The following is a 20,044-nucleotide window of genomic DNA, read 5'->3' on the forward strand; positions in this document are numbered from 1 at the left end:
ACAGGCGTGCGCCGAGAACTGTTCACCGCCGACCACGAATCGTTCCGGGCACTGGCCCGCGAATTCATCGACAAGCATGTGGTCGGAAACTACCCGGACTGGGAACGCGCCGGCCGGATGCCGCGCGAAATCTTCACGCGGCTGGGCGAATTGGGTCTGCTCGGTATCGCGATCCCCGAGGAGTACGGGGGAGCGGGACTGCGCGACTATCGCTACAACGTGGTGCTGCAGGAGGAGGCGGCGCGGGCGCTGGTCACGCTGTCGACCGTGCGCACCCAGTTGGACGTGATCCTGCCGTACTTCCTCGATTACGCCGACGCCGACCAGCGCGAGCGCTGGTTTCCCGCCCTGGCCTCGGGGCAGCTGCTGACCGCCATCGCCATGACCGAACCCGGCACCGGATCGGATCTGGCCGGGGTGCGGACCACCGCCGTCCGCGACGGGGACCACTACGTTCTCAGCGGAGCCAAGACGTTCATCACCGGTGGGCTGCTGGCCGATCTGGTGATCGTGGTGTGCCGGACCTCCACGGACCCGGACAACCGCCGGCACGGGCTGACACTGCTGGTCGTGGAGGACGGCATGCCCGGCTTCGCTCGCGGCCGGGTGCTGGAGAAGATGGGCTGCAAGGTGCAGGACACCGTCGAGCTGTCGTTCGACCAGGTGCGGGTGCCGGTGGCGAACCGGCTCGGCGAGGAGGGCGCGGCCTTCGGCTATCTCGGCCACAATCTGCCCCAGGAACGGCTGACCGTCGCCGTCGGTTCGGTGGCGCAATCGCGCGCCGCGCTCACCGCGACCGTCGATTATGTGAAGCAGCGCAGGGCATTCGGCACGCCGGTCGCATCGTTCCAGAACACGAAATTCGAAGTGGCGGCCATGTCCGCCGAGATCGAGGCGGCCCAGACCATGCTGGACCGGGCGGTCGCCGACCTGGTCGACGGGGTGCTGTCCGGGGCCGACGCCGCCCGCGTGAAGCTGTTCTGCACGGAGGTGCAGGCCCGGGTGGTCGATCGCTGCCTGCAGTTGTTCGGCGGCTACGGCTACATGATGGAATATCCGATCGCGCGGCTCTACACCGATGCGCGGGTGGCGCGCATCTACGCCGGAACCAGTGAGGTGATGAAGACGATCATCGCCAAATCGCTGGCGTTGTAGGCGTTTTCGACACGAACACCCGGCCGCGAGCGCTCGGCGGCCGGGTGGTGTGCCGGCGTCAGTCCCCTTCGGGGGTATCGGTGTAGCGCTGCAGATAGAGCTGTTCACCCAGCGCGTCCAGCAGCGCGATCTCGGTTTCGAGGTAGTCGACGTGGCTTTCCTCGTCCTCGAGGATCGACTCGAAGATGCGGGCGGAGGTGACGTCGCCGCGCGAGCGCATCAGCTCGATACCGCCGCGCAGCCGGGTCACGGCCTCCATCTCGATCTGCAGGTCGGCCCGCAACTGCTCCGGGACGGTCTGGCCGATCCGCAGCGCGTTCAGCTTCTGGTAGTTCGGCAGACCGTCGAGGAACAGGATCCGATCGGTGAGGACTTCGGCGTGCTTCATCTCATCGATGGATTCGTGACGCGTGTGCCTGGCCAGCTTGGGATAGCCCCAGTTCTCCTGCATCTTGGCGTGCAGGAAGTACTGATTGATCGCCGTGAGTTCGGCCGTCAACTGCTCGTTGAGCAGCGCGATGATTTCCTTGTCGCCTTCCATGAGGTGTGATCGTGGCACATATCACAGACCAGCGGAATGAGCGGGGTGCGTGTCGGTGTCAGGCAGCAGTCGACTCGGCCGGTGCGTCGATGCGCGCCCGGCCGATCGCCTCGGCCAATCGAGCGGTGCACGAGCCGCAACCCGGCTTCCAGCCACAGGCCTTCTTCACTTGTTTGGTCGAACAGGCGCCGGCGGCGACGCAGGTGTGCACGTCTGCCTCGGAGACGGCGTTGCAGATGCAGATGTACACGGTCGGCCTCGGATTGCTCTGTACGACAATTGCGGGGTTGTTTCGGGAGGTAAGCCTCGCCTAAGCAGGTAACCCTTGCCTAAGGTAGCACCCGGGGAGCGGGGGTTGTCAATGGGCCGGCGCGCGTCGCGGACATGCTGCGTGCCGGCCGCCGATCACCGCGTCACCGGCTGATCTTGCTCTGGCCTCGGCTGCCGGAACGTCTTGCGATAGGCGATCGGCGCCACGCCGAGCTGGGTGCGCAGGTGATGGCGCAACGAGGCGGCAGTGCCCATACCGGACGCGCGGGCGACCTCGTCCACGGTGAGTGCGGTGGTTTCCAGCAGATGGCGGGCATGGCGCATCCGCTGGTGCAGGATCCAGGCGCCGGGCGCCGTGCCGGTCTCGGCCTTGAAGCGGCGGGTGAAGGTGCGCACGCTCATGCGGGCGTGTGCGGCGAGGGTGGTGAGATCCAGATCCTCGCCCAGTCGCGTGAGCGCCCACTCCCGGGTCGCGGCGGTGCTTTCCGCGCCCGGATCGGGGACCTGCTGTTCGATGAACTGCGACTGCCCGCCTTCGCGCCACGGCGGCACGACGCAGTACCGCGCGGCCCGGTTCGCGGCCGCGCTGCCGTGATCTGAGCGCACCAGATGCAGGCACAGATCCACCCCGGCCGCCAGACCCGCCGCGGTGCAGATATTGCCGTCCTCGACGAACAGCAGATCCTCGTCGAGCAGTACGGCGGGAAACAGGGTGCGAAAGTCCGCCGCGTACTTCCAATGCGTGGTGGCGCGGCGGCCGTCGAGGAGGCCGGCTGCGCCCAGGACGAACGCCCCGGTACAGATCGAGACGATGCGCGCATCGGGCCGGATCGACGCCAGCGCGGCCGTGACCTCGGATGGCAGGACGCCGTCATGGCGTGGGTCGGGCATGGCCGTACCGGGCACGATCACGGTGTCGGCGCGACCCAGCAGCTCGGCGCCGTACGCCGGGGTGATGGTGTAACCGCTGGTGGATGGGATCGGGGACCGGTCCAGACCGCAGATCCGCACGTCGTAGAGATCGGTGCCGTCGTCGGCTTTGGCCGCGCCGAGCACGGTCGGCGGAATCGTCAGATCGAAGCCGACGATGGGCGCCAAGGCCAGCACGGCCACCAGATGCGGGTCCGGCACGGTCGCCTCCTCGTCGTGGACCAGGGGAATGGCTGAATCTTTACGCATTATGGCATTCAGGCCACTCGTCGGCGACCGCGCAATTCGGCACGCTCTTGCGGTGACCGAGATTCGCCTCACCGACCCCGTCCCTTCGCCACCGCCCGAGCGGCCCACGACGCGATCCGCGCGTGGCCCGCATCCGGCGTGGACCGTCGCCGCCGTCGGCTTCGTCGCGCTGCTGGGCGCGGCCGCGTTCCGCTCGGTGCCGAGCGTGCTGATGGATCCGCTGCACGAGGAATTCGGCTGGTCGCACGGCACCATCGGCGCCGCGGTTTCGGTGAATATGCTGCTGTACGGGGTGATTTCGCCGTTCGCGGCCGCGTTGATGGACCGGTTCGGCATTCGGCTGGTGGTGGCGTGTGCGCTGCTGCTCGTCGCCGCGGGCAGCGGGCTCGCGGTCTTCATGACCCAGCCGTGGCAGTTGATGGCGACGTGGGGGCTGCTGGTCGGCGTCGGCGTGGGATCGATGTCGATGCCGTTCGTCGCCACCATCACCGGACGCTGGTTCGTCCGGCACCGCGGCCTGGTCACCGGCGTGCTCACCGCCGCCGGTGCCACCGGACAGCTGGTGTTCCTGCCGCTCGTCTCGATGCTGGCCCGCGACCACGGCTGGCGGGCACCGGCTCTGGTCGTCGCCGCGACCGCCCTGGCCGTGGTGCCGCTGGTGGTGCTGTTCATCCGCGACTTCCCCAGCGATATCGGACGCACCGCCTACGGCGCCGGCCCCGGCAGCGACGCGGGCCTGCGCACCGCGGCGGCAGGCGGGGCGGCGCGGGCGCTCACCGTCCTGGCCGCGATCGTGCGCCGGCCCGTATTCTGGTTGCTGGCAGGCGGTTTCGCGATCTGCGGCGCCTCCACCAACGGGTTGGTCGGCACCCATTTCGTCAGTGCCGCACACGATCACGGCATGCCACCCACCACCGCGGCCGGACTGCTGGCCACCGTCGGCATCTTCGACGTCGCGGGGACCATCGCCTCGGGCTGGCTCACCGACCGCATCGGCTCGCGGTACCTGCTGACGATGTACTACGCGCTGCGCGGCCTGTCGCTGGTGATCCTGCCGTTGCTGTTCGCTCCCGATGTACGGCCGAGCATGTGGGTGTTCGTCATCTTCTACGGCCTGGACTGGATCGCGACGGTGCCGCCGACGGTCGCGCTGTGCCGCGAACACTTCGGCGCCGACGGGCCGATCGCCTTCGGCTGGGTGTTCGCCTCACATCAGATCGGCGCCGCGATCGCCGCATCCGGCGCGGGCATCATCCGGGACATGCAGGGCAGCTACCAGCTCGCCTGGTTCATCGCCGGAGGTCTGTGCGCGGTGGCGGCGGTGATGTCGCTGAGCATTCGCCAACCGCGTCCGCGAGAGGCGCTGGCGCAGTAGAGTTCCAATCCCCGGCTCCACCGTTCCCGATGAGGGAGGTCGTGCAGTGCCAGTGGTTTCCGTGCCGATCCGGCCCCGGCTGATTGCCGCGGCGCTGAGCGGCGTCGCAGTTCTGTTCGTCGCTTGCGGATGCGGATCGTCGTCGAAACCCGCGCCCGCGAGCACCTCGTCCGCCGCCGCGACCACGTCGCCGGCTCCGGCCGTCCATCCGCTCGACGAGCCCACGCTGCGCGGCATCGTCGAGTCGGTGGCGCGTCCGGCGTCGGTGCCGGGAGTCGTGGCATTCGTCCGCACAGCCGCCGGCGAGGTCGGCACCTCCTACGGGACCCGGACCTTCGGCGGCGGCCCGGCGGTCACGGCGGCCGACCACGTGCGCATCGGATCGGTCACCAAGACCTGGACCGGCACCGTGATCCTGCAACAGGTCCAGGAACACAAACTGGGCCTCGACGATCCGGTCTCGAAGTACCGGAGCGATGTGCCCGGCGGCGCGGCGATCACCATCGCGCAGCTGCTCGATATGCGCAGCGGCCTCTACAACTACAGCGAGACCCGGGAACTGGCCGATGCCATGGACGCCGACCCGGGCCGGGTGTGGCAGCCCGACGAACTGCTCGCCATGGCCTACGCGCATCCGCCGTATTTCGCGCCGGGCCAGGGCTATCACTACTCGAACACCAATACGATCCTGCTCGGGCTGATCGCCGAACAGCTGGACGGCAAACCGCTCGAGCAGATCATGCGAGACCGGCTCTTCGGCCCGCTCGGCCTGACCCAGAGCTCGTTCCCCGCGCGCACCTCCGCGACCGTGCCCGACCCGCACCCGCAGGGCTACATGTACGGCACCAACGTCGTGACGATGGGATCCCCGCCGGCGCTGCCGCCCGAGATGCAGGCCGAGGCCAAGGCGGGCCGGCTGCTGCCCGGTGATCGCACCGCGGACAATCCCTCCTGGGCATGGGCCGCGGGCGCCGGAATCTCCACGGTCGGTGATCTGGCCACCTGGGCCGAGGCGCTCACCGACGGCAAGGTCCTCGACGCCGACATGCAGAGCCGGCGCATGAGCAGCCCGCAGCCGACCGCGCCGGCCAACCCGCCGCAGGCGCCGCAGTACGGTCTCGCCATCGCGAAATTCGGCGCGCTGTACGGACATACGGGCGAGCTGCCCGGCTTCAACACCTTCGCCGGATCCGATCCGGCGCACAAGGTGACCGTGGTGGTGTGGGCGAATCTGGAACCCACCGCCGACGGGAGCGCGGCGGCCAGTGAGATCGCCAAGCGCATCATCGAGCATCTCTACGGCACCGGCGCCGCGACGGCCACCTCCGCCACCACCGCACCCGCCACGACGACCTCGCTCACCCCGACCGCGGCCGCCACGTCTGCGGCCCCGCTCTCGCCGACGGGCACGCCCGCACCCGCCCGGTGAGTCACTGAAACGAACGCAGCAACGTTTCGGCATCCGATGGTCGGATGCGTACCGACCCACGCCCGTGTCCAGTAGCGTCGATGTGGTTACGAGTTGGCAAACGATACGGCCGGTATCCGGCACGACCTGTGCGCCCGTCGTGCGGGTCGGGCAACGAAGGAGGATCGAAGTGCTGCACACCGACATCCCGACCCGCCGCGAGATCGAAACCCTCGCCGAATGGACCGGCCCCTGGTCGGTGTCGATCTACCTGCCGACCGAAGCCGCCACCGCGAATCCGGAGGCGAACCGGATCGCGTTCGGCAATCAGGTCCGGGAGGCGGTCGAGCTCGTCTCCGATACCGACAGCCGCACGGCCATCACCGAACAACTCGACGATCTCGCCGACGACGAGGACTTCTGGCGTTTCCAGTCGCACACCCTGGTCGTGCACGTATCCCCACAGCGCATGTGGACCTTCCGAATCCCCAACCGTCTCGGCGCGGCGGTCACCGTCTCGGACCGGTTTCTGCTCAAACCGTTGCTGCGGGCCGTCACCTTCCCGCAGGCCGCGTTCGTGCTGGCGCTGGCCGAGGGGTCGGCGCGGCTGGTCGAGGTGACCCCGGATCGGCCGGCCGAGGATGTCCGGGTGCCCGACATGCCGGGTAACGCCGCTGATTTCGCGCGGAAGGCCTCGATCGGCGATCGTTCGGCCAAGCGGCGGCTGACCGGCAGCGAAGGGAAGAAGGTACTGGTCCGCCAGTACGCGCGCGGTGTCGACCGCGCATTGCGCGACATTCTCTCCGGGCGCGACACCCCGCTCATCCTGGCGGCACCCGAGCCGATCGACGCGATCTTCCGCTCGGTCGCCACCTACGCGGAACTACTCGAGGACGGAATACCCGGCAACCCGGAACACCTGTCGGATCAAGAGCTCGCCGACAAGGCCCGCCACATCCTCGACGGCCACTACGCGGCGCAACTGGCCGATCTGCGCCAGTTGTTCGACAAACGCCGTGGCGAGGCGCGCGCCACCGCCGACCTCGCCGATATCGCTCGCGCGGCCACCTTCGGCATCGTGCAGACGTTGCTGGTCGATATCGACACCGCCGTGCCCGGCACGGTCGCTCCGGACACCGGCGCGATCGAATTCGGTCCCGCCTCCGAGACCGAGATACCGGGGATCCTCGACGAGATCGCCCGCCGCGCACTGCTTTCGGGCGCGCGGGTGCTGGCGGTGCGTAAGGCCGATATCCCGGACGAGGCCTCGGCCGCCGCCATCCTGCGCTATTCGATGTGAGCGGTGGTCACGCCAGAAACGGTGTGACCAGTTCCAGCAGCGCTTCGGGGGCGTCCAGCGGCACGATATGCCCACAATCCGGAATCACGTGTCCGACAACGTCTTTCGCGATCAGCCTCAGCTGGCGATGCAGTGCGTCGCCGACCGAACCCGCGCCCAGCGCGAGTGTCGGCACCGTCAGGTGTGCTGCCGCGGTCGCCTCGGCCAGCAGCCGGGCCGTCCGGGGGAGGGCACGGTAGTACTCGAAGCCGGCCCGCAACGCGTCCGCACCCGTATAGGCGTCCAGAATGTGGGCTCGCAGAACGGGATCGATCGGCTCGTGCGGGACGCCGACCCGGAGGAACCAGTCGATGTAGTCGGACTCGTGGCCGAGCAGGACGGTTTCGGCCAGGCCCGGCACCGAATGGAAACCGAACCACCACGGCGGCCCGGCGGCCAGGAACTCCTCGGCCCCGGGCAGCGTGCCGAGCAGGGACTCCATCACCACCAGGCGGTCGACCCGATCGGGTCGGCGCAGGGCGGTCAGTACCGCGGCCGGCACCGAGGCGTCCAACGCCATGATCGAGGCGCGCTCGACGCCCAGGTGGTCGAGCAGGCCCACGATATCGGCGGAGACGGTGGCGGCGTCGTACCCGTCGGCAGGACGCTCGCTCTCACCGAGACCGCGCAGATCCGGGGCGATGATCCGGTGGGACCGCGCCAGGACCGGTGCGACGCGATGCCAGATTCCGCGGGTGTGTGGCCAGCCGTGCAGCAGGACCAGCGGTGAACCGGCTCCGACGTCGGTCACCGCCAATTCGACGGAATCGGTGGCGACGCGGCGGGTTTCGGCGTTCAGCCACTGATCGGACATGCGTGGGCTCCTTCGGTGACCGCCGGTGACAAGATCAACCGTAGGAGGTGGAGGGGCCGCCCGCCACCGCACGGCTCGGACGGGCGCGCGTGCGATGCCGAAGGGGTTGTGCGAGAACCTAGCCGTCGTGCGCCGTCGCCGTCGTGGCGAGGTCGTCGATCGCCGCGATGAGGTGGCGGCGGCTGTCGGCGGCGAGGGTCAGGAGTTCCTCGTCGCCGAGTGCGCGGGCCCAGATCGCCGGATCGACGGCCTCGACGACGACGGTCTCGCGGCGCTCACGCACGACCACCGGATGCGGCACGATCATGTCGGCCCGATCGTCGTCCGCGAGTTCGGCCACGAGCAGGTTGCGGCGGCAGACCTCCAGAATGGTGTGGTGGGCCAGGCGCCGGGTGCGGCCGTCGTACCGCGCCGAGTTCAGGTCCACCTCGGCGAGGATGGTGAAGCCGTTGGAGCGCAACGCGTTCCGGGTCCGATTCAGCGCGGTGTCGAAATCGGAGAGCACCCGGGTGACGATCGTCGGCGAGGGAGCCACGGGCAGCCGGATCTCGGTGACGAGTTGTCGCGGGTCGCTCACCTCGTCGGGACCGACCAGATAGACCTCGGTCGGCGGGCCGATGATCCGGTAGGCGTTTCGATCCACCCACTCGGCCAAACTCCGGTAGGCGGCACCGAGACCGCGGTATCCGCCGTGGTGGCAGGCGCGGGCCACCGTCGTGCCGGGAGTGACGAGCACTTCGGCGCCCGAGGCCAGACTCAACTCGGCGGCGGGCTCGACCGGCACGCGGAAGTCGACGCTCGTCGCGACCGCCGACCGTTCGGTGTCGGTGTAGGTGATCGCGGTCGGGCCGCTGGCGGTGAGGCCGGATCGGGCGACGGTCGCGAACAGTTCACGCATACCCGCGGTGATGTCCTCACCGGGCCGATCCGTCCGGATCGCGCGAGGTAGTCGCAACAGGGCCTGCGGCGGCACTTCGCACACGTCCACCCGGTAGTCCATGGCGTCCTCTTTCTCGGTGTCTGCCTCGACAATGCCCGCGGTCACCCCGATGCGCGAGGGACCAAGGGCCTGTCCTGCGGGGACGAACGCGCCGACTTCGCCCCGGTGGCGGGATGCCGACGAAGGCGGCCCGCGGTAGCGACTTTCGGCCCTAGATCGACGGTGACCGCAGCCGCACGATCGGAACAGGCCCGGCAGCAGGAGGCGGCGATGACCAGTGACAACGGGACCGAGCGGACGATCGTCGCGGCGGTCGACGGATCCGGTACGGCGCTGCAGGCGGTGCGGTGGGCGGCGGCCGAAGCGGCCGTGCGCCGGTGGGGATTGCGAATCCTGCTCTCGTCGGCCTCGGCGCCGCGCACCGGGCTCAGCGCGATGGAGATCGTCGGCGGCCGGGAATGGTTGTACTGGAACGGCGAAGGCGTGTTGTCGGAGGCCGCGGCCATGGCCCGGCATGTGGCCGACGGCGTGGAGGTCACGACCGAACTGACCGCTGATCCGGTGATCGACACACTGGTGGAGCGTTCGGCGCGCACGCCGATGATCGTGGTCGGCAGCCATGGCCGCGGGGCGGTGCGGCGGGCGCTGCTGGGCTCGGTCAGCTCGGCGGTCACCCGGCAGGCCCGGTGCCCGGTCGCGGTCGTCCACCGCGAAAGCCTGTTCACCGTGGGCGAGGACGGGCGGCCGGTGGTGGTCGGCGTCGACGAGGAGGGCACCGCTGTCGGCTGCGCGTTCGAGGAGGCGGCGTTGCGCGGGGCCGGTCTGCAGGCTGTCCGGTGCTGCGATGACGACGTCGGCGGGTTCGTCCTCGACGGAGAACTCCAGCAGTTCCGCGCGGACGAGACACGGGCGCTGGATCGGCAATTGGATCCGTGGCACCGGAAGTATCCGGACGTCGCGCTGGAGTCGGAGGTCATGTTCGGCGGTCCCGCGCAGGTCCTGCTGGAACGAGCGGGCGACGCCCAGCTGCTGGTGGTGGGCCGGCACCGCTGGACGGGCCTGGTCGGAACCACGATGCGGTCCACGCGCGCCGCGGTCCTGCATCGCGCCCACTGCCCGACACTCGTGGTGCCGGAGCACGTGGAGCCGCGGTAGGTCGCGCCGCTATGCGTTTCCGGCTCGAATCAACTGTGGGACAGCATTACTCGAGGTTTGCGACGTCGGTTCGAGCGGTCCGTCCGGAGCGCGGTCACGCCGGTCGGCGTGCGCACCCGTCCTACGCTGAAGCGCGACGCGCGCCGCTGTACCCGGCGACCGGTCCGCGGCGGGTGGGCCGGGGTCGGTGCCGGACTGCGGAAGAACCACCGTTTGACCGCTTCGGCGAGCACCAGATAGACCACCACGGTCGCGCCCAACGCGGCGAAGAACGCGACGGGCAGCGGGGTGAGGCCGAGATCGGGCGCCACCGGCGTGTACGGCAGAACCACACCCACGCCGACCGCGGCGAGCACCGCCAGCAGCAGCGCGATACTGGGCCGGCTGCGGTAGCTGGGACTGCGGCGCGTGCGAATCACGAACAACACCAGCGTCTGAGTGCACAGGGATTCGACGAACCACCCCGTGTGGAACAGTTCCGCGCCGGCATGGAACACGAACAGCATCACAGCGAAGGTCGCGAAGTCGAACAGCGAACTGATCGGGCCGAACACGAGCATGAAGCGCCGGATCAGGCCGATATCCCAGCGGGCCGGGCGGGCGAGTTGTTCCGGGTCGACGGTATCGGTCGGGATGGCGAGCTGGCTGGCGTCGTACAGCAGATTGTTGAGCAGGATCTGTCCGGGAAGCATCGGCAGGAACGGCAGGAAGGCCGAGGCGCCGGCCGCGCTGAACATATTGCCGAAATTGCTGGACGTGCCCATCAGCACGTATTTCATGGTGTTGGCGAAGATTCGGCGTCCGGCCATGACTCCGTCGGCGAGGACCTGTAGGTCCTTTTCCAGCAGAACGATATCCGCGGCGTCCTTGGCGATATCGGTCGCCGAGTCGACGGAGACGCCGACATCGGCGACGTGCAGGGCGAGCGCATCGTTGACACCGTCGCCGAGGAAGGCGACGTCGCGTCCGGCATGTCGTTGCAGGCGGACGATCCGCGCCTTCTGCTCGGGATCGACACGAGCGAAAATCGCTGTGGTCGGCAGTAATTCGCTCAACGAGGGATCGTCGAGGCGGTCGAGGTCCGCGCCGGTGAGCGGCCGGCCGGAGTCCAGGCCGAGGTCGGTGCACACCCGGACCGCGACCGCGGGATTGTCGCCCGTGACCACCTTCACGGCGATGCCCAGGCCGGCCAGACGCCGCAACGCTTCGCGCGCGCTCGCTTTCGGCGGATCGAGGAAGACGAGGAATCCGCGAAGTGTCAGCTCGCGCTCGTCGTCGGTGGTCAGCCGATCGGCGTGGACCGCGGTCCGGGTCGCGACGGCGACGACGCGGTGACCGGCCGCGAACTCGGCGTCGAGCGCGGTCCGAGCGGCTTGCGGGACGTCGTGGCAGCGCGCGAGCACGGCCTCGGGTGCGCCCTTGGCGATGATCGTCGTGGTGTCGTCCGGGCCCTCGACGAGGACCGACACCATGCGGCGGTTGTGGTCGAAGGGCAGGACCGCGCGGCGGACGAAACCCGCCGCGGCGGCGTGTTCGGCCGTGCAGGCGGTCCACAGTGCCGTGTCGAGGGCATCGGCGCCGGCTTGTCGTCCGTCGTGGACGGTCGCGTCGGTGGAGGCGAGACCGTAGACCACCGGCTCGTCGCCGGGGGTGCCGTCGGCGGCCAGCGCGCGCAGATACGCGATGCGCCCCTCGGTGAGGGTGCCGGTCTTGTCGGTGAACAGAACCTCGATATCGCCGAGATCCTCGATGCAGACCATCCGCTTGACCAGCACTTTGCATCGCGCGAGCTGCCGTGATCCGGCGGCGAGGCTGGTCGACACCACGGCGGGCAGCAATTGGGGTGAGATGCCCACGGCGATCGCCAGCGAGAACAGCAGGGCGTCGAGGATCGGCCGGTGCAGGGCGAGGTTGACCGCGAAGATGCCGGCGGTGAGAACGGCGGCCACCCACACCAGCAGCATCGAGAACCGGCGAAGCCCGATCTGGAATTCGGTGTCGGGCTGTCGTTTTCCCAAGCCCAGGGCGATCCGCCCGAACTCCGTCGCACCCCCGGTGGCGACCACGACCCCGCGCCCGTGCCCCGCGGCGACGACCGTGCCCATCAGCGCGCAGCACGACAACTCGGCGACGCCCGACTCCGGCGGCACCGGGTCGACCGATTTGTCGACACTGTCCGATTCGCCGGTCAGAACCGATTCGTCGCACTGCAGCGCGGTCGCCGACAGCAGCCGCATATCCGCCGGGACCAGCTGCCCGGCCCGCACCTCCACCACATCGCCGGGCACCAGATCGACCACGTCGACCGACTCGGGCCGTCCGTCGCGAAACACCGTGGCGCCGTGGTGGATCCGCTCGTGCAGCGCGTCGGCGGCGCGTTCGGCGCGAAACTCGTTCACCGCCCCCAAACCGACCGACACCAGCAGGATGATCCCGATGACGACCGCGTCGGAACGTTCACCGACGAAGAACGACACCACCGCGGCCACCCCGAGCAGCAGCAGAAGCGGCGAACGCAGCTGCCGCGCGACCACCACGAGCAGCCGGGCACGGTGTGTGCGCACGGCATTCGGTCCGAGCAGGTGACGTCGGCGGGCGGCTTCCGTGCTCGTCAGGCCGGTGTCGGTGGTGGTCACCGCGGCCAGCACCTGTGCCGCTGTCGAGGTGGCGGCCGAGGTCGCCGGCAGTGGGCCGATCGAGGGGGTGGTCTCGGTTCGGGGCGTGGCCGTCGGGACGACCGCTCGCACGGCGGCACGGTTCATACCTCGATGGTTGTTCGGGGCTACGGGCTTCGCCAGGGACCAAAGACCTTGCCGGACTGCTACGTGGTCACCGCCGCTGCCGACAGGCGACCGGGGACCGGTGGCCGTGTGGGTGAGGACTTGTGTACCTTGCCGGGGTTCGTACGCGGGCGGAGGCTGGGGGAATGCATCCTGACAAACCGGTGGCCGGGCCGGTGATCGACGCGCGTCGCTACGACGCGGTGATCTTCGATATGGACGGCGTGGTCACCGACACGGCGTCGATCCACGCCGCCGCCTGGACGCAGGTCTTCGACGGATTCCTCGCCGCCCGCACACCCGGGCCCGGTGAGAACTGCGCGCCGTTCACCGCCTCCGACTACCAGGACTACGTCGACGGCAAACCGCGCTACGACGGTGTCGCGGATTTCCTTGCCTCCCGGGCGATCTCACTGCCGCGAGGCGAGCCGTCGGACACGGCGGCCGACGCCACGATCTGCGGCCTCGGCAACGGCAAGGACGAGGTGTTCCTCGCCCGGATCGCCGAATCGGGCGTACCGGTGTTCGCCACCACGGTGGCCCTGGTGCGCCGCTTGCGCGCGGCGGGGGTGCGGGCCGCGGTGTTCTCGGCCAGCCGCAATGCGGCCCAGGTACTCGACGCCGCGGGGCTCGGGGACCTGTTCGCCGTCCGGGTGGACGGTGTCGTGGCCGAAGAACTCGAGCTGCCGGGAAAGCCGGATCCGGCCACCATGGTGCTGGCCACGCAGCGGCTGGGCGCCGAACCCGAGCGGACGGTCGTCGTCGAGGATGCCGAGGCCGGGGTAAGTGCCGGGCGGCGCGGTGGTTTCGGACTGGTGATCGGTATCGAGCGCGCCGGAGATCCGGACCGGCTGCTGTGCACCGGGGCCGACGTGGTGGTCGCCGACGCCGAGGAGATCCGGGTGCGCAGTGGTTTCCGCCGTCTGTCGGAGATCGCGGACGCGCTGGCGTGCTGGACGTCGATCGCCGACGCCGTCGAGGACGAGCACATCGCGGTGCTGCTGGATTTCGACGGTACGATCTCGGAGATCGTGCCCGATCCCGAGGCGGCGATACCGATCGAGAATGTGCGCGCCACCTTGGCCACGCTGGCCGCGCAGTGTCCCGTCGCCGTGATCAGTGGTCGCGGACTCGACGATCTGCGCACGCGCGTAGGTGTCGAGGGCATCTGGTACGCCGGTAGCCACGGTTTCGAACTCATGGCGCCCGACGGCACCGAACACGTGCACGACAGCGGCCCGAAGGCCGAACGTGCGCTGGTACAGGCGGCGGCCGAACTCGCCGACCGGTTGAGCCGGATTCCCGGGGTGCTGATCGAGCCGAAACGATTCGCGGTCGCCGTCCATCACCGCCAGGTCGCCGCCGATGCCGTCTCGACGGTCGTGGCCACCGTGCACGACATCGCCCGCGGACAGGGGCTGCGCGTGACCGCCGGCCGCAAGGTCACCGAACTGCGTCCCGACGTGGACTGGGACAAGGGACGGGCGCTGCACTGGGTGCTGGATCTGGTGGGCCGCCCGGTGATGCCGGTGTACCTCGGCGACGATCTGACCGACGAGGACGCCTTCGACGCGATCCAGGTCACCGGAGTGCCACTGGTGGTTCGCCACGGCGACACCGGCGACCGGCGCACCGCGGCGCGGTTCGCCCTCGACAGTCCCGCGCGCGCCGGCGAATTCCTGCAGCGGATGGCCGAATTGCTGACCGGGGAGAGCGACTGGGCGGTGGGACGCTCGTGGCTGCTCACCTACGACGGCTACGACCCCGGCGCCGAGCGGCTGCGCGAAGCGTTGTGCGCGGTGGGCAACGGGTACCTCGTCACCCGCGCGGCCGCGCCGGAGACGCGGGCGGGAACCCACCACTATCCCGGAACCTATGTCGCGGGAATCTACAACCGGCTCGGCGACGATATCGCCGGGCGGCACGTCGAGAACGAGAGCCTGGTGAATCTGCCGAACTGGCTTCCCCTGACGTGGCGCATCGCCGACGACGAATGGTTCGATCTCGACGATGCCGAATTACTGGACTACACACAGCAATTCGATCTACGCCAGGCGGTGCTCACTCGCAGGCTGCGCTGCCGCGACGCCGCCGGCCGCATCACGGCGGTGGTTCAGCGGCGTTTCGCGTCGATGGACTCACCCCACGCGTGCGCGATGCGAACCACCGTGACGCCCGAGAATTGGAGCGGACCGCTCACCATCCGGTCGGCGATCGACACATCGGTCCGCAACGCCGGAGTCGACCGGTACCGCGACCTGTCCGGAACACACCTGAGCGAACTGCGCATCGATACCCCGGACGCGCACACCGCATCCACGCTGATGCGAACCACGCAGTCGCTGATCACCGTGGCGGTGGCCACCCGGACCACGGTGACATCGCACGGGCGGCAGACGGCCGGCTCGCCGCTCGCCGACGGTACCGCCGCCCACGATTTCGTCGTGCGTGCCGAGTCCGGGCACGACATCGTCGTCGACAAGACGGCGGCGGTGTTCACCGGCCGCGACCGCGCGATCTCCGCACCCGACGAGGCCGCCCTGCGCCTGCTCGACGAGGCGCCGGACTACGACGCACTCTGCGCCGCGCACGCCGATGCCTGGGAGCATGTGTGGCGGCGGCTGCGCATCGATCTGGACGCCAGTGAGGAATCGGTGCGCGCGCTGCGACTGCACGTCCTGCAGGTGGCGCAGACGCTGTCGCGCCACACCGCCGACCTCGACGCCGGGGTGCCCGCGCGGGGTCTGCACGGCGAGGCCTACCGGGGACACGTGTTCTGGGACGAGCTGTTCGTCCTGCCGGTGGTGAGCCTGCGCGATCCGGCGCTGACGCGAGAACTGTTGCGGTACCGCTACCGCCGCCTGCCGCAGGCGCGGGCCGCGGCGCGCGCACAGGGCTGTCGCGGGGCCCTGTTCCCCTGGCAATCCGGCAGTGACGGGCGCGAGGAGAGTCAGCGCCTGCATCTGAATCCCCGTTCGGGACATTGGAATCCGGACGCCAGCGCTCGCGCGCAACATGCCGGCCCGGCGGTCGCCTACAACGTGTGGCACTACTACCAGGCCACCGGAGATCGGGCGTTCCTCGCCGAATTCGGCGCCGAACTCCTGGTGGAGATCGCCCGATTCTGGTCCGATCGGGCCACCTACGATCCCGCCGACGACCGGTATCACATCCGCGGCGTCATCGGACCCGACGAATTTCATTCCGGCTATCCCGGGCAGCCCTACGAGGGCATCGATGACAACGCCTACACCAATGTCATGGCCGTATGGGTCATCCGGCGCGCCCTGGATGCCGTCGAACTGCTGCCGCCGCGGGTGCGGTCGGAACTGCTCGACCGCCTCGCGGTGCCGGCCGCCGAATCCGAACGCTGGGCCGAGGTCACCGATCGGATGTTCGTGCCCTTCCACGAGGGAGTGATCAGCCAGTTCGCCGGATACGACCGGCTCGCCGAACTGGATTGGGACGATTACCGGCGTCGCTACGGCGATACGAGCCGGCTCGACCGCATCCTCGAGGCCGAAGGCGACGCCGTCGACCGGTATCGGGTGGCGAAACAGGCCGACGTCCTGATGTTGTTCTATCTGTTCTCGGCCGACGAGTTGGGGCGGCTGTTCGCCGGGCTCGGCTACGACTTCGGCGGCCCGGACATTCCGCGCACCGTCGACTACTACCTGGCCCGCACCTCGCACGGCTCCACCCTGAGCGCCGTCGTCCACGCCTGGGTGCTTGCCCGGGCGAACCGGGACCGCGCGATGGAATTCTTCGGCAGCGTCCTGGAATCCGATATCGCCGACATCCAGGGCGGCACAACGGCCGAGGGAATCCACCTGGGCGCGATGGCGGGCAGTATCGACCTGGTCCAGCGCTGCTTCACCGGACTGGAGACACGCGACGACCGCTTGATCTTCGCCCCGTGCTGGCCGCCGGAACTGGGCACGCTGACCTTCGCGATCATTTACCACGGCCATCGCCTGACCGTGCGCATCGACGCCCGGCGGCTCGAGGTCAGCTCCGATACGGACGGGGCGCGTTCGATCACGATCGAATGCCGCGGCCACACCGTCGTGCTGGCGACCGGTGAGAGCGTCACGCTGCCGGCGGCCGACGAACACTGACAGCGAACAGAAGACCGAGAGCATGGCAGGCGGAACCTGTCCGTGGGCGGGTTCCGCGTGCCATGGCTCGAATTATGCTGCGGTAGAATCGACTTCGGTGACCCGCCACCATTCCGTACCACCTGCGCCGTGACCGGTGGACGCCACCGGCAGGTCGCGGCGGCGCAGACCGGGCAGCACTCGGTAGTCGATCGAGCCAGGGACACTGACCAGGGCGAGCACCCGCCACAGCGCACGGGCGTAGGCGTCGGCGGACGCCGCCCCGTCCCATTCGTAGAGCCCCCGGTACACGCCGCGTTGATCGTGTGCCAGCCACAATTTGCTGATCATGCCCGGGAATCCGGCGAAGAGCACGGTGTTGAGGATGCTCTCCCGACGGAACCACGCATGCCCGCGCCCGCGCACGCCTCGCAACTCGAAACGCACCAGCAGCACACATGGTTCGGGCGACGGAATCCTGTCGATCACGGTTTCCCGGTAGACGTAGGACGAGGTGCCGTCGCCGAAACTCAGCCACGTCCCGACGTTCCGGGACGGGCAGTGGATGCGGTGGCGTGCCAGCAGCCCGACGGTCGTGATCACGCACCGGCCGACCGCGAGGAAGGCCGGGGTGAGCGGCAGTGGTGTCGGTGTGCCGGTGGCGGTCACGGTGCCTTGCTCCCGATCCGGACGGGTTCGGCGACGCGATGCGCTTCGGCGCGTTCCTTGATGCCGCGCAACATCTTCTGCTCCATCACCAGACTGCCCGGTTCCAGGAAGAACGTATCGAACAGTCGCAGCGCGGCCGAGGCGCCGGGAGTCGCGATCCGGTTGCGGCTGACCAGGCGGGTGCCCTCCGGGCACGGATACAGCCCGAATTCCCAGATCCAGTTCCCGTCGTCGGTGCGGAATACGAGCGTTCGCCCGGGCTCGAGCACCGCCACCCGGGACGGTGTGCTGTCGGAGTTCACCGTCACGACGTCACCGACGGCGAGATCCTGGAACTGCGGCAGGATCGACCGGGCGCTGTGCACGTCGACGCCCAGGAGGCGGTCGATCCAGTCGTAGCTGTAGATTCCGCCGCGTCCCGGCCCGAACTGCACGAGCCAGGGCCAGACCGCGGCGGGATCGGCCTCGATCGTGATCGCCCGGGTCGAGAGCATGTCGGGAAGCAGGAGCAGGTCGTCGCCGGGCATGCGGCGGCGCACCTCCTCTTCGGTCGCGCCCCAGCTCAGACACCACCGGCGGGCGAAGAGCCGGTAGCCGGTGGCCAGCCCGCCCAGAAACGAGGCGACGCCGACGGCGGCCGCGGCACCGCGACGGGCCGCCGAATGCTCAGTCCTTGTCATGGGCCTGCTTCTCCTCAGGCGAGCGCACCACCATGACGGGGCATTTCGCATGCTGGACAAGGGAATTGGACACCGATCCCAGCAGCAGCCCACGGAAGCTCCCGCGGCCGTGGCTGCCGACGACGATGAGCTGTGCGGACTCGCTCCACCGCTGCAGATGGGCAGCGGGCTCGGCCATGCTGATGTGGCGGCGCACCCGGACATCCGGGTACTTCTCCTGCCAGCCGGCCAGTCGTTCCGCGAGGATCGCTTCCTCGTTCACCTCGATATCCGACATCGGGAACCAGGTGTACGGGTCGCCGACGAACGAGCCGAACGTCAGATCGCTCCACGCGTGGACGGCGACCAGTTCGGCGCCGCGTTCGGCGGCTTCCTCGAATGCGGCCGCCACCGCGGCCTCGCTGAGTGGGCTGCCGTCGACACCGACCACGACGGGGCCGCTCTCGCGCGGTCGTGGCTGCTCCTCGGATTCGGTGCGTACCACCACGACCGGGCCTTCGGCGTGGCTGGTGACCGACAACAGAATCGAACCGATGTGGGTGCCGAAGCCGTCGGCGCCCTGGGCGCCCAGCGCGACCAGATATCCGGTGGCGCTGTGCCGCAACAGCATTCGCGCCGGATGCTCCGAGGAGACCTCCGTGCTGACCTGAACCTCGGGCACGGTTCCGCGCACGGCGAGAGCCTCGCGGGCGACCAGTGCGGCGCCGTGGGCGCGCAGGCGTTCCAGCACCGCCGGCTCGGACAGGTCGTAGTTGTCGAACACCCGGCTCGCGCTCGGCAGGTCGAGTCCGTAGGCGATGCGCAGGTCGCGTCCTCGATCGCAGGCGACCTCGGCCGCCCACAGCAACGCGGTGCGGGCACCGGCCGACCCGTCGACACCGACCACGATCGGGGCGGAGGCGAGATGGTGCGCGTCGTCCGCGTACTGAGAGCTCATCGGTATGTCCTTTCACCCGGATCGATCCGCCGCGCGGATGCGCCGCTCCGTGATTCGATCTCCTCGGTTTTGATATGCAGTCCCAGCGCCGCGACGACGATGCCGAGGACGAGATACAGCGGCTGCGCCCAGTCCAGGGTGCGGAGCACGGTCATCTCGGCGAGCAACCAGCAGATCAGCAGCAAGCCGCTGGTCACCGCGGCCGTGGCGACGCGCCGATCACCGTTGAGGGCGCCGCCCGCGGTGAGGGCCATCGGTATCCCGACGACGAGCGCGAAGGCCATCGCGCCGGCGGCTACGCCGTGCCCGGCCGGAGTGCTGTCCAGTGGCGCGCTCACATGTAGGCCGATGCCCGGCGCGACGGCGAGCGTGAAGACACTCGCCGCGACCACACCCGTGGACCCGGCCAGTAACACATGCCAGCGTCCGATGCCGTCGCTGCGGGTGATTCCTGTCATACCTCGACCTTTCCCGACGCCGGGGAATGGTCGCCAGGGCCTTTGGTCCCGCACTGCCGTCACGAGGGTCCACCGGAGCCGGCCGATGCGGCCGGCGCCCGCCGCTCACGGCGACGGATCCGACCGGCGCGACGACCGACCGGCGATCACGACTGTCCGAAGACTCGGCGTTCCGGTGACTTTCGGCCGTGCCCTGCTCGCCGCCCGAGGCGCGATGCTGAGTGCGACAACGCACCAGTGAAAGGGG

The 20,044-nt window shown here is 69.4% G+C and carries 16 protein-coding genes; 6 read left to right on the top strand and 10 right to left on the bottom strand.

The window, feature by feature from the left end; all coding sequences use genetic code 11:
- The first annotated feature begins 6 nt into the window (after positions 1-6).
- Positions 7-1,155 carry an acyl-CoA dehydrogenase family protein gene (locus NK1_RS12125; protein ID WP_063008620.1) on the top strand — a complete coding sequence of 383 codons (1,149 nt, stop codon included), beginning with the start codon at positions 7-9 and terminating at the stop codon, positions 1,153-1,155.
- A gap of 58 nt (positions 1,156-1,213) precedes the next feature.
- Here NK1_RS12125 and bfr read toward each other — a convergent pair whose 3' ends face one another.
- The 3 genes from bfr to NK1_RS12140 all read right to left on the bottom strand — a co-directional run bounded on the left by bfr (position 1,214) and on the right by NK1_RS12140 (position 3,145).
- Positions 1,214-1,696 carry a bacterioferritin gene (gene bfr, locus NK1_RS12130; RefSeq protein ID WP_063008621.1) on the bottom strand — a complete coding sequence of 161 codons (483 nt, stop codon included), beginning with the start codon at positions 1,694-1,696 and terminating at the stop codon, positions 1,214-1,216.
- Positions 1,697-1,754: 58 nt separating this feature from the next.
- A complete protein-coding gene (locus NK1_RS33675) occupies positions 1,755-1,946 on the bottom strand; it encodes a (2Fe-2S)-binding protein (protein WP_084460799.1) in 192 nt (63 codons plus the stop codon).
- A 155-nt stretch (positions 1,947-2,101) separates the two neighbouring features.
- A complete protein-coding gene (locus tag NK1_RS12140) occupies positions 2,102-3,145 on the bottom strand; it encodes a GlxA family transcriptional regulator (RefSeq protein ID WP_063008623.1) in 1,044 nt (347 codons plus the stop codon).
- A gap of 52 nt (positions 3,146-3,197) precedes the next feature.
- Here NK1_RS12140 and NK1_RS12145 point away from each other — a divergent pair, with 52 nt between their 5' ends.
- The 3 genes from NK1_RS12145 (at position 3,198) to NK1_RS12155 (ending at position 7,228) form a co-directional block, all read left to right on the top strand.
- Positions 3,198-4,520, top strand: coding sequence for an MFS transporter (locus tag NK1_RS12145; RefSeq protein WP_245660456.1), 1,323 nt, complete (start codon positions 3,198-3,200; stop codon positions 4,518-4,520).
- 46 nt (positions 4,521-4,566) lie between these two features.
- On the top strand, positions 4,567-5,949 hold the full coding sequence (locus tag NK1_RS12150) for a serine hydrolase domain-containing protein (RefSeq protein ID WP_084460801.1): 1,383 nt from the start codon (positions 4,567-4,569) through the stop codon (positions 5,947-5,949).
- A 169-nt stretch (positions 5,950-6,118) separates the two neighbouring features.
- Complete coding sequence (locus NK1_RS12155; RefSeq protein WP_063008624.1) at positions 6,119-7,228, top strand: baeRF11 domain-containing protein; 1,110 nt, start codon at positions 6,119-6,121, stop codon at positions 7,226-7,228.
- A gap of 7 nt (positions 7,229-7,235) precedes the next feature.
- Here the strand turns inward: NK1_RS12155 and NK1_RS12160 are convergent, their stop codons facing one another.
- Entirely contained in the window at positions 7,236-8,081 is an 846-nt protein-coding gene (locus tag NK1_RS12160; protein WP_063008625.1) for an alpha/beta fold hydrolase, read from the bottom strand.
- A 118-nt stretch (positions 8,082-8,199) separates the two neighbouring features.
- A complete protein-coding gene (locus tag NK1_RS12165; RefSeq protein WP_063008626.1) occupies positions 8,200-9,126 on the bottom strand; it encodes a DUF302 domain-containing protein in 927 nt (308 codons plus the stop codon).
- A gap of 165 nt (positions 9,127-9,291) precedes the next feature.
- Here NK1_RS12165 and NK1_RS12170 point away from each other — a divergent pair, with 165 nt between their 5' ends.
- Positions 9,292-10,176 (top strand): universal stress protein, encoded by an 885-nt coding sequence (locus NK1_RS12170; protein WP_063905979.1) that lies wholly within the window; start codon positions 9,292-9,294, stop codon positions 10,174-10,176.
- A 29-nt stretch (positions 10,177-10,205) separates the two neighbouring features.
- Here the strand turns inward: NK1_RS12170 and mgtA are convergent, their stop codons facing one another.
- Positions 10,206-12,938, bottom strand: a complete 2,733-nt coding sequence (mgtA, locus tag NK1_RS12175) for a magnesium-translocating P-type ATPase (protein ID WP_084460802.1) — start codon at positions 12,936-12,938, stop codon at positions 10,206-10,208.
- A gap of 164 nt (positions 12,939-13,102) precedes the next feature.
- Here mgtA and otsB point away from each other — a divergent pair, with 164 nt between their 5' ends.
- Complete coding sequence (gene otsB, locus NK1_RS12180; protein WP_063008628.1) at positions 13,103-17,074, top strand: trehalose-phosphatase; 3,972 nt, start codon at positions 13,103-13,105, stop codon at positions 17,072-17,074.
- Positions 17,075-17,146: 72 nt separating this feature from the next.
- Here otsB and NK1_RS12185 read toward each other — a convergent pair whose 3' ends face one another.
- The 4 genes from NK1_RS12185 to NK1_RS12200 are packed head-to-tail and all read right to left on the bottom strand — an operon-like array spanning position 17,147 to position 19,797.
- The gene (locus NK1_RS12185; protein ID WP_174552717.1) at positions 17,147-17,722 is read right to left on the bottom strand and encodes a hypothetical protein; all 576 of its coding nucleotides are present in this window, start codon (positions 17,720-17,722) and stop codon (positions 17,147-17,149) included.
- Positions 17,719-18,402: a hypothetical protein gene (locus NK1_RS12190; RefSeq protein WP_063008629.1), complete on the bottom strand. Its 684-nt coding sequence runs from the start codon at positions 18,400-18,402 to the stop codon at positions 17,719-17,721. Before NK1_RS12190 ends, NK1_RS12185 begins: the two co-directional genes overlap by 4 nt.
- On the bottom strand, positions 18,389-19,339 hold the full coding sequence (locus tag NK1_RS12195; protein WP_063008630.1) for a universal stress protein: 951 nt from the start codon (positions 19,337-19,339) through the stop codon (positions 18,389-18,391). Before NK1_RS12195 ends, NK1_RS12190 begins: the two co-directional genes overlap by 14 nt.
- Positions 19,336-19,797, bottom strand: a complete 462-nt coding sequence (locus tag NK1_RS12200; RefSeq protein WP_063008631.1) for a hypothetical protein — start codon at positions 19,795-19,797, stop codon at positions 19,336-19,338. The genes NK1_RS12195 and NK1_RS12200 overlap by 4 nt, the downstream gene beginning before the upstream one ends.
- Positions 19,798-20,044 lie beyond the last annotated feature (247 nt).

This window comes from Nocardia kruczakiae NBRC 101016 (genome assembly GCF_001612965.1).
Lineage (GTDB): Bacteria > Actinomycetota > Actinomycetes > Mycobacteriales > Mycobacteriaceae > Nocardia > Nocardia kruczakiae.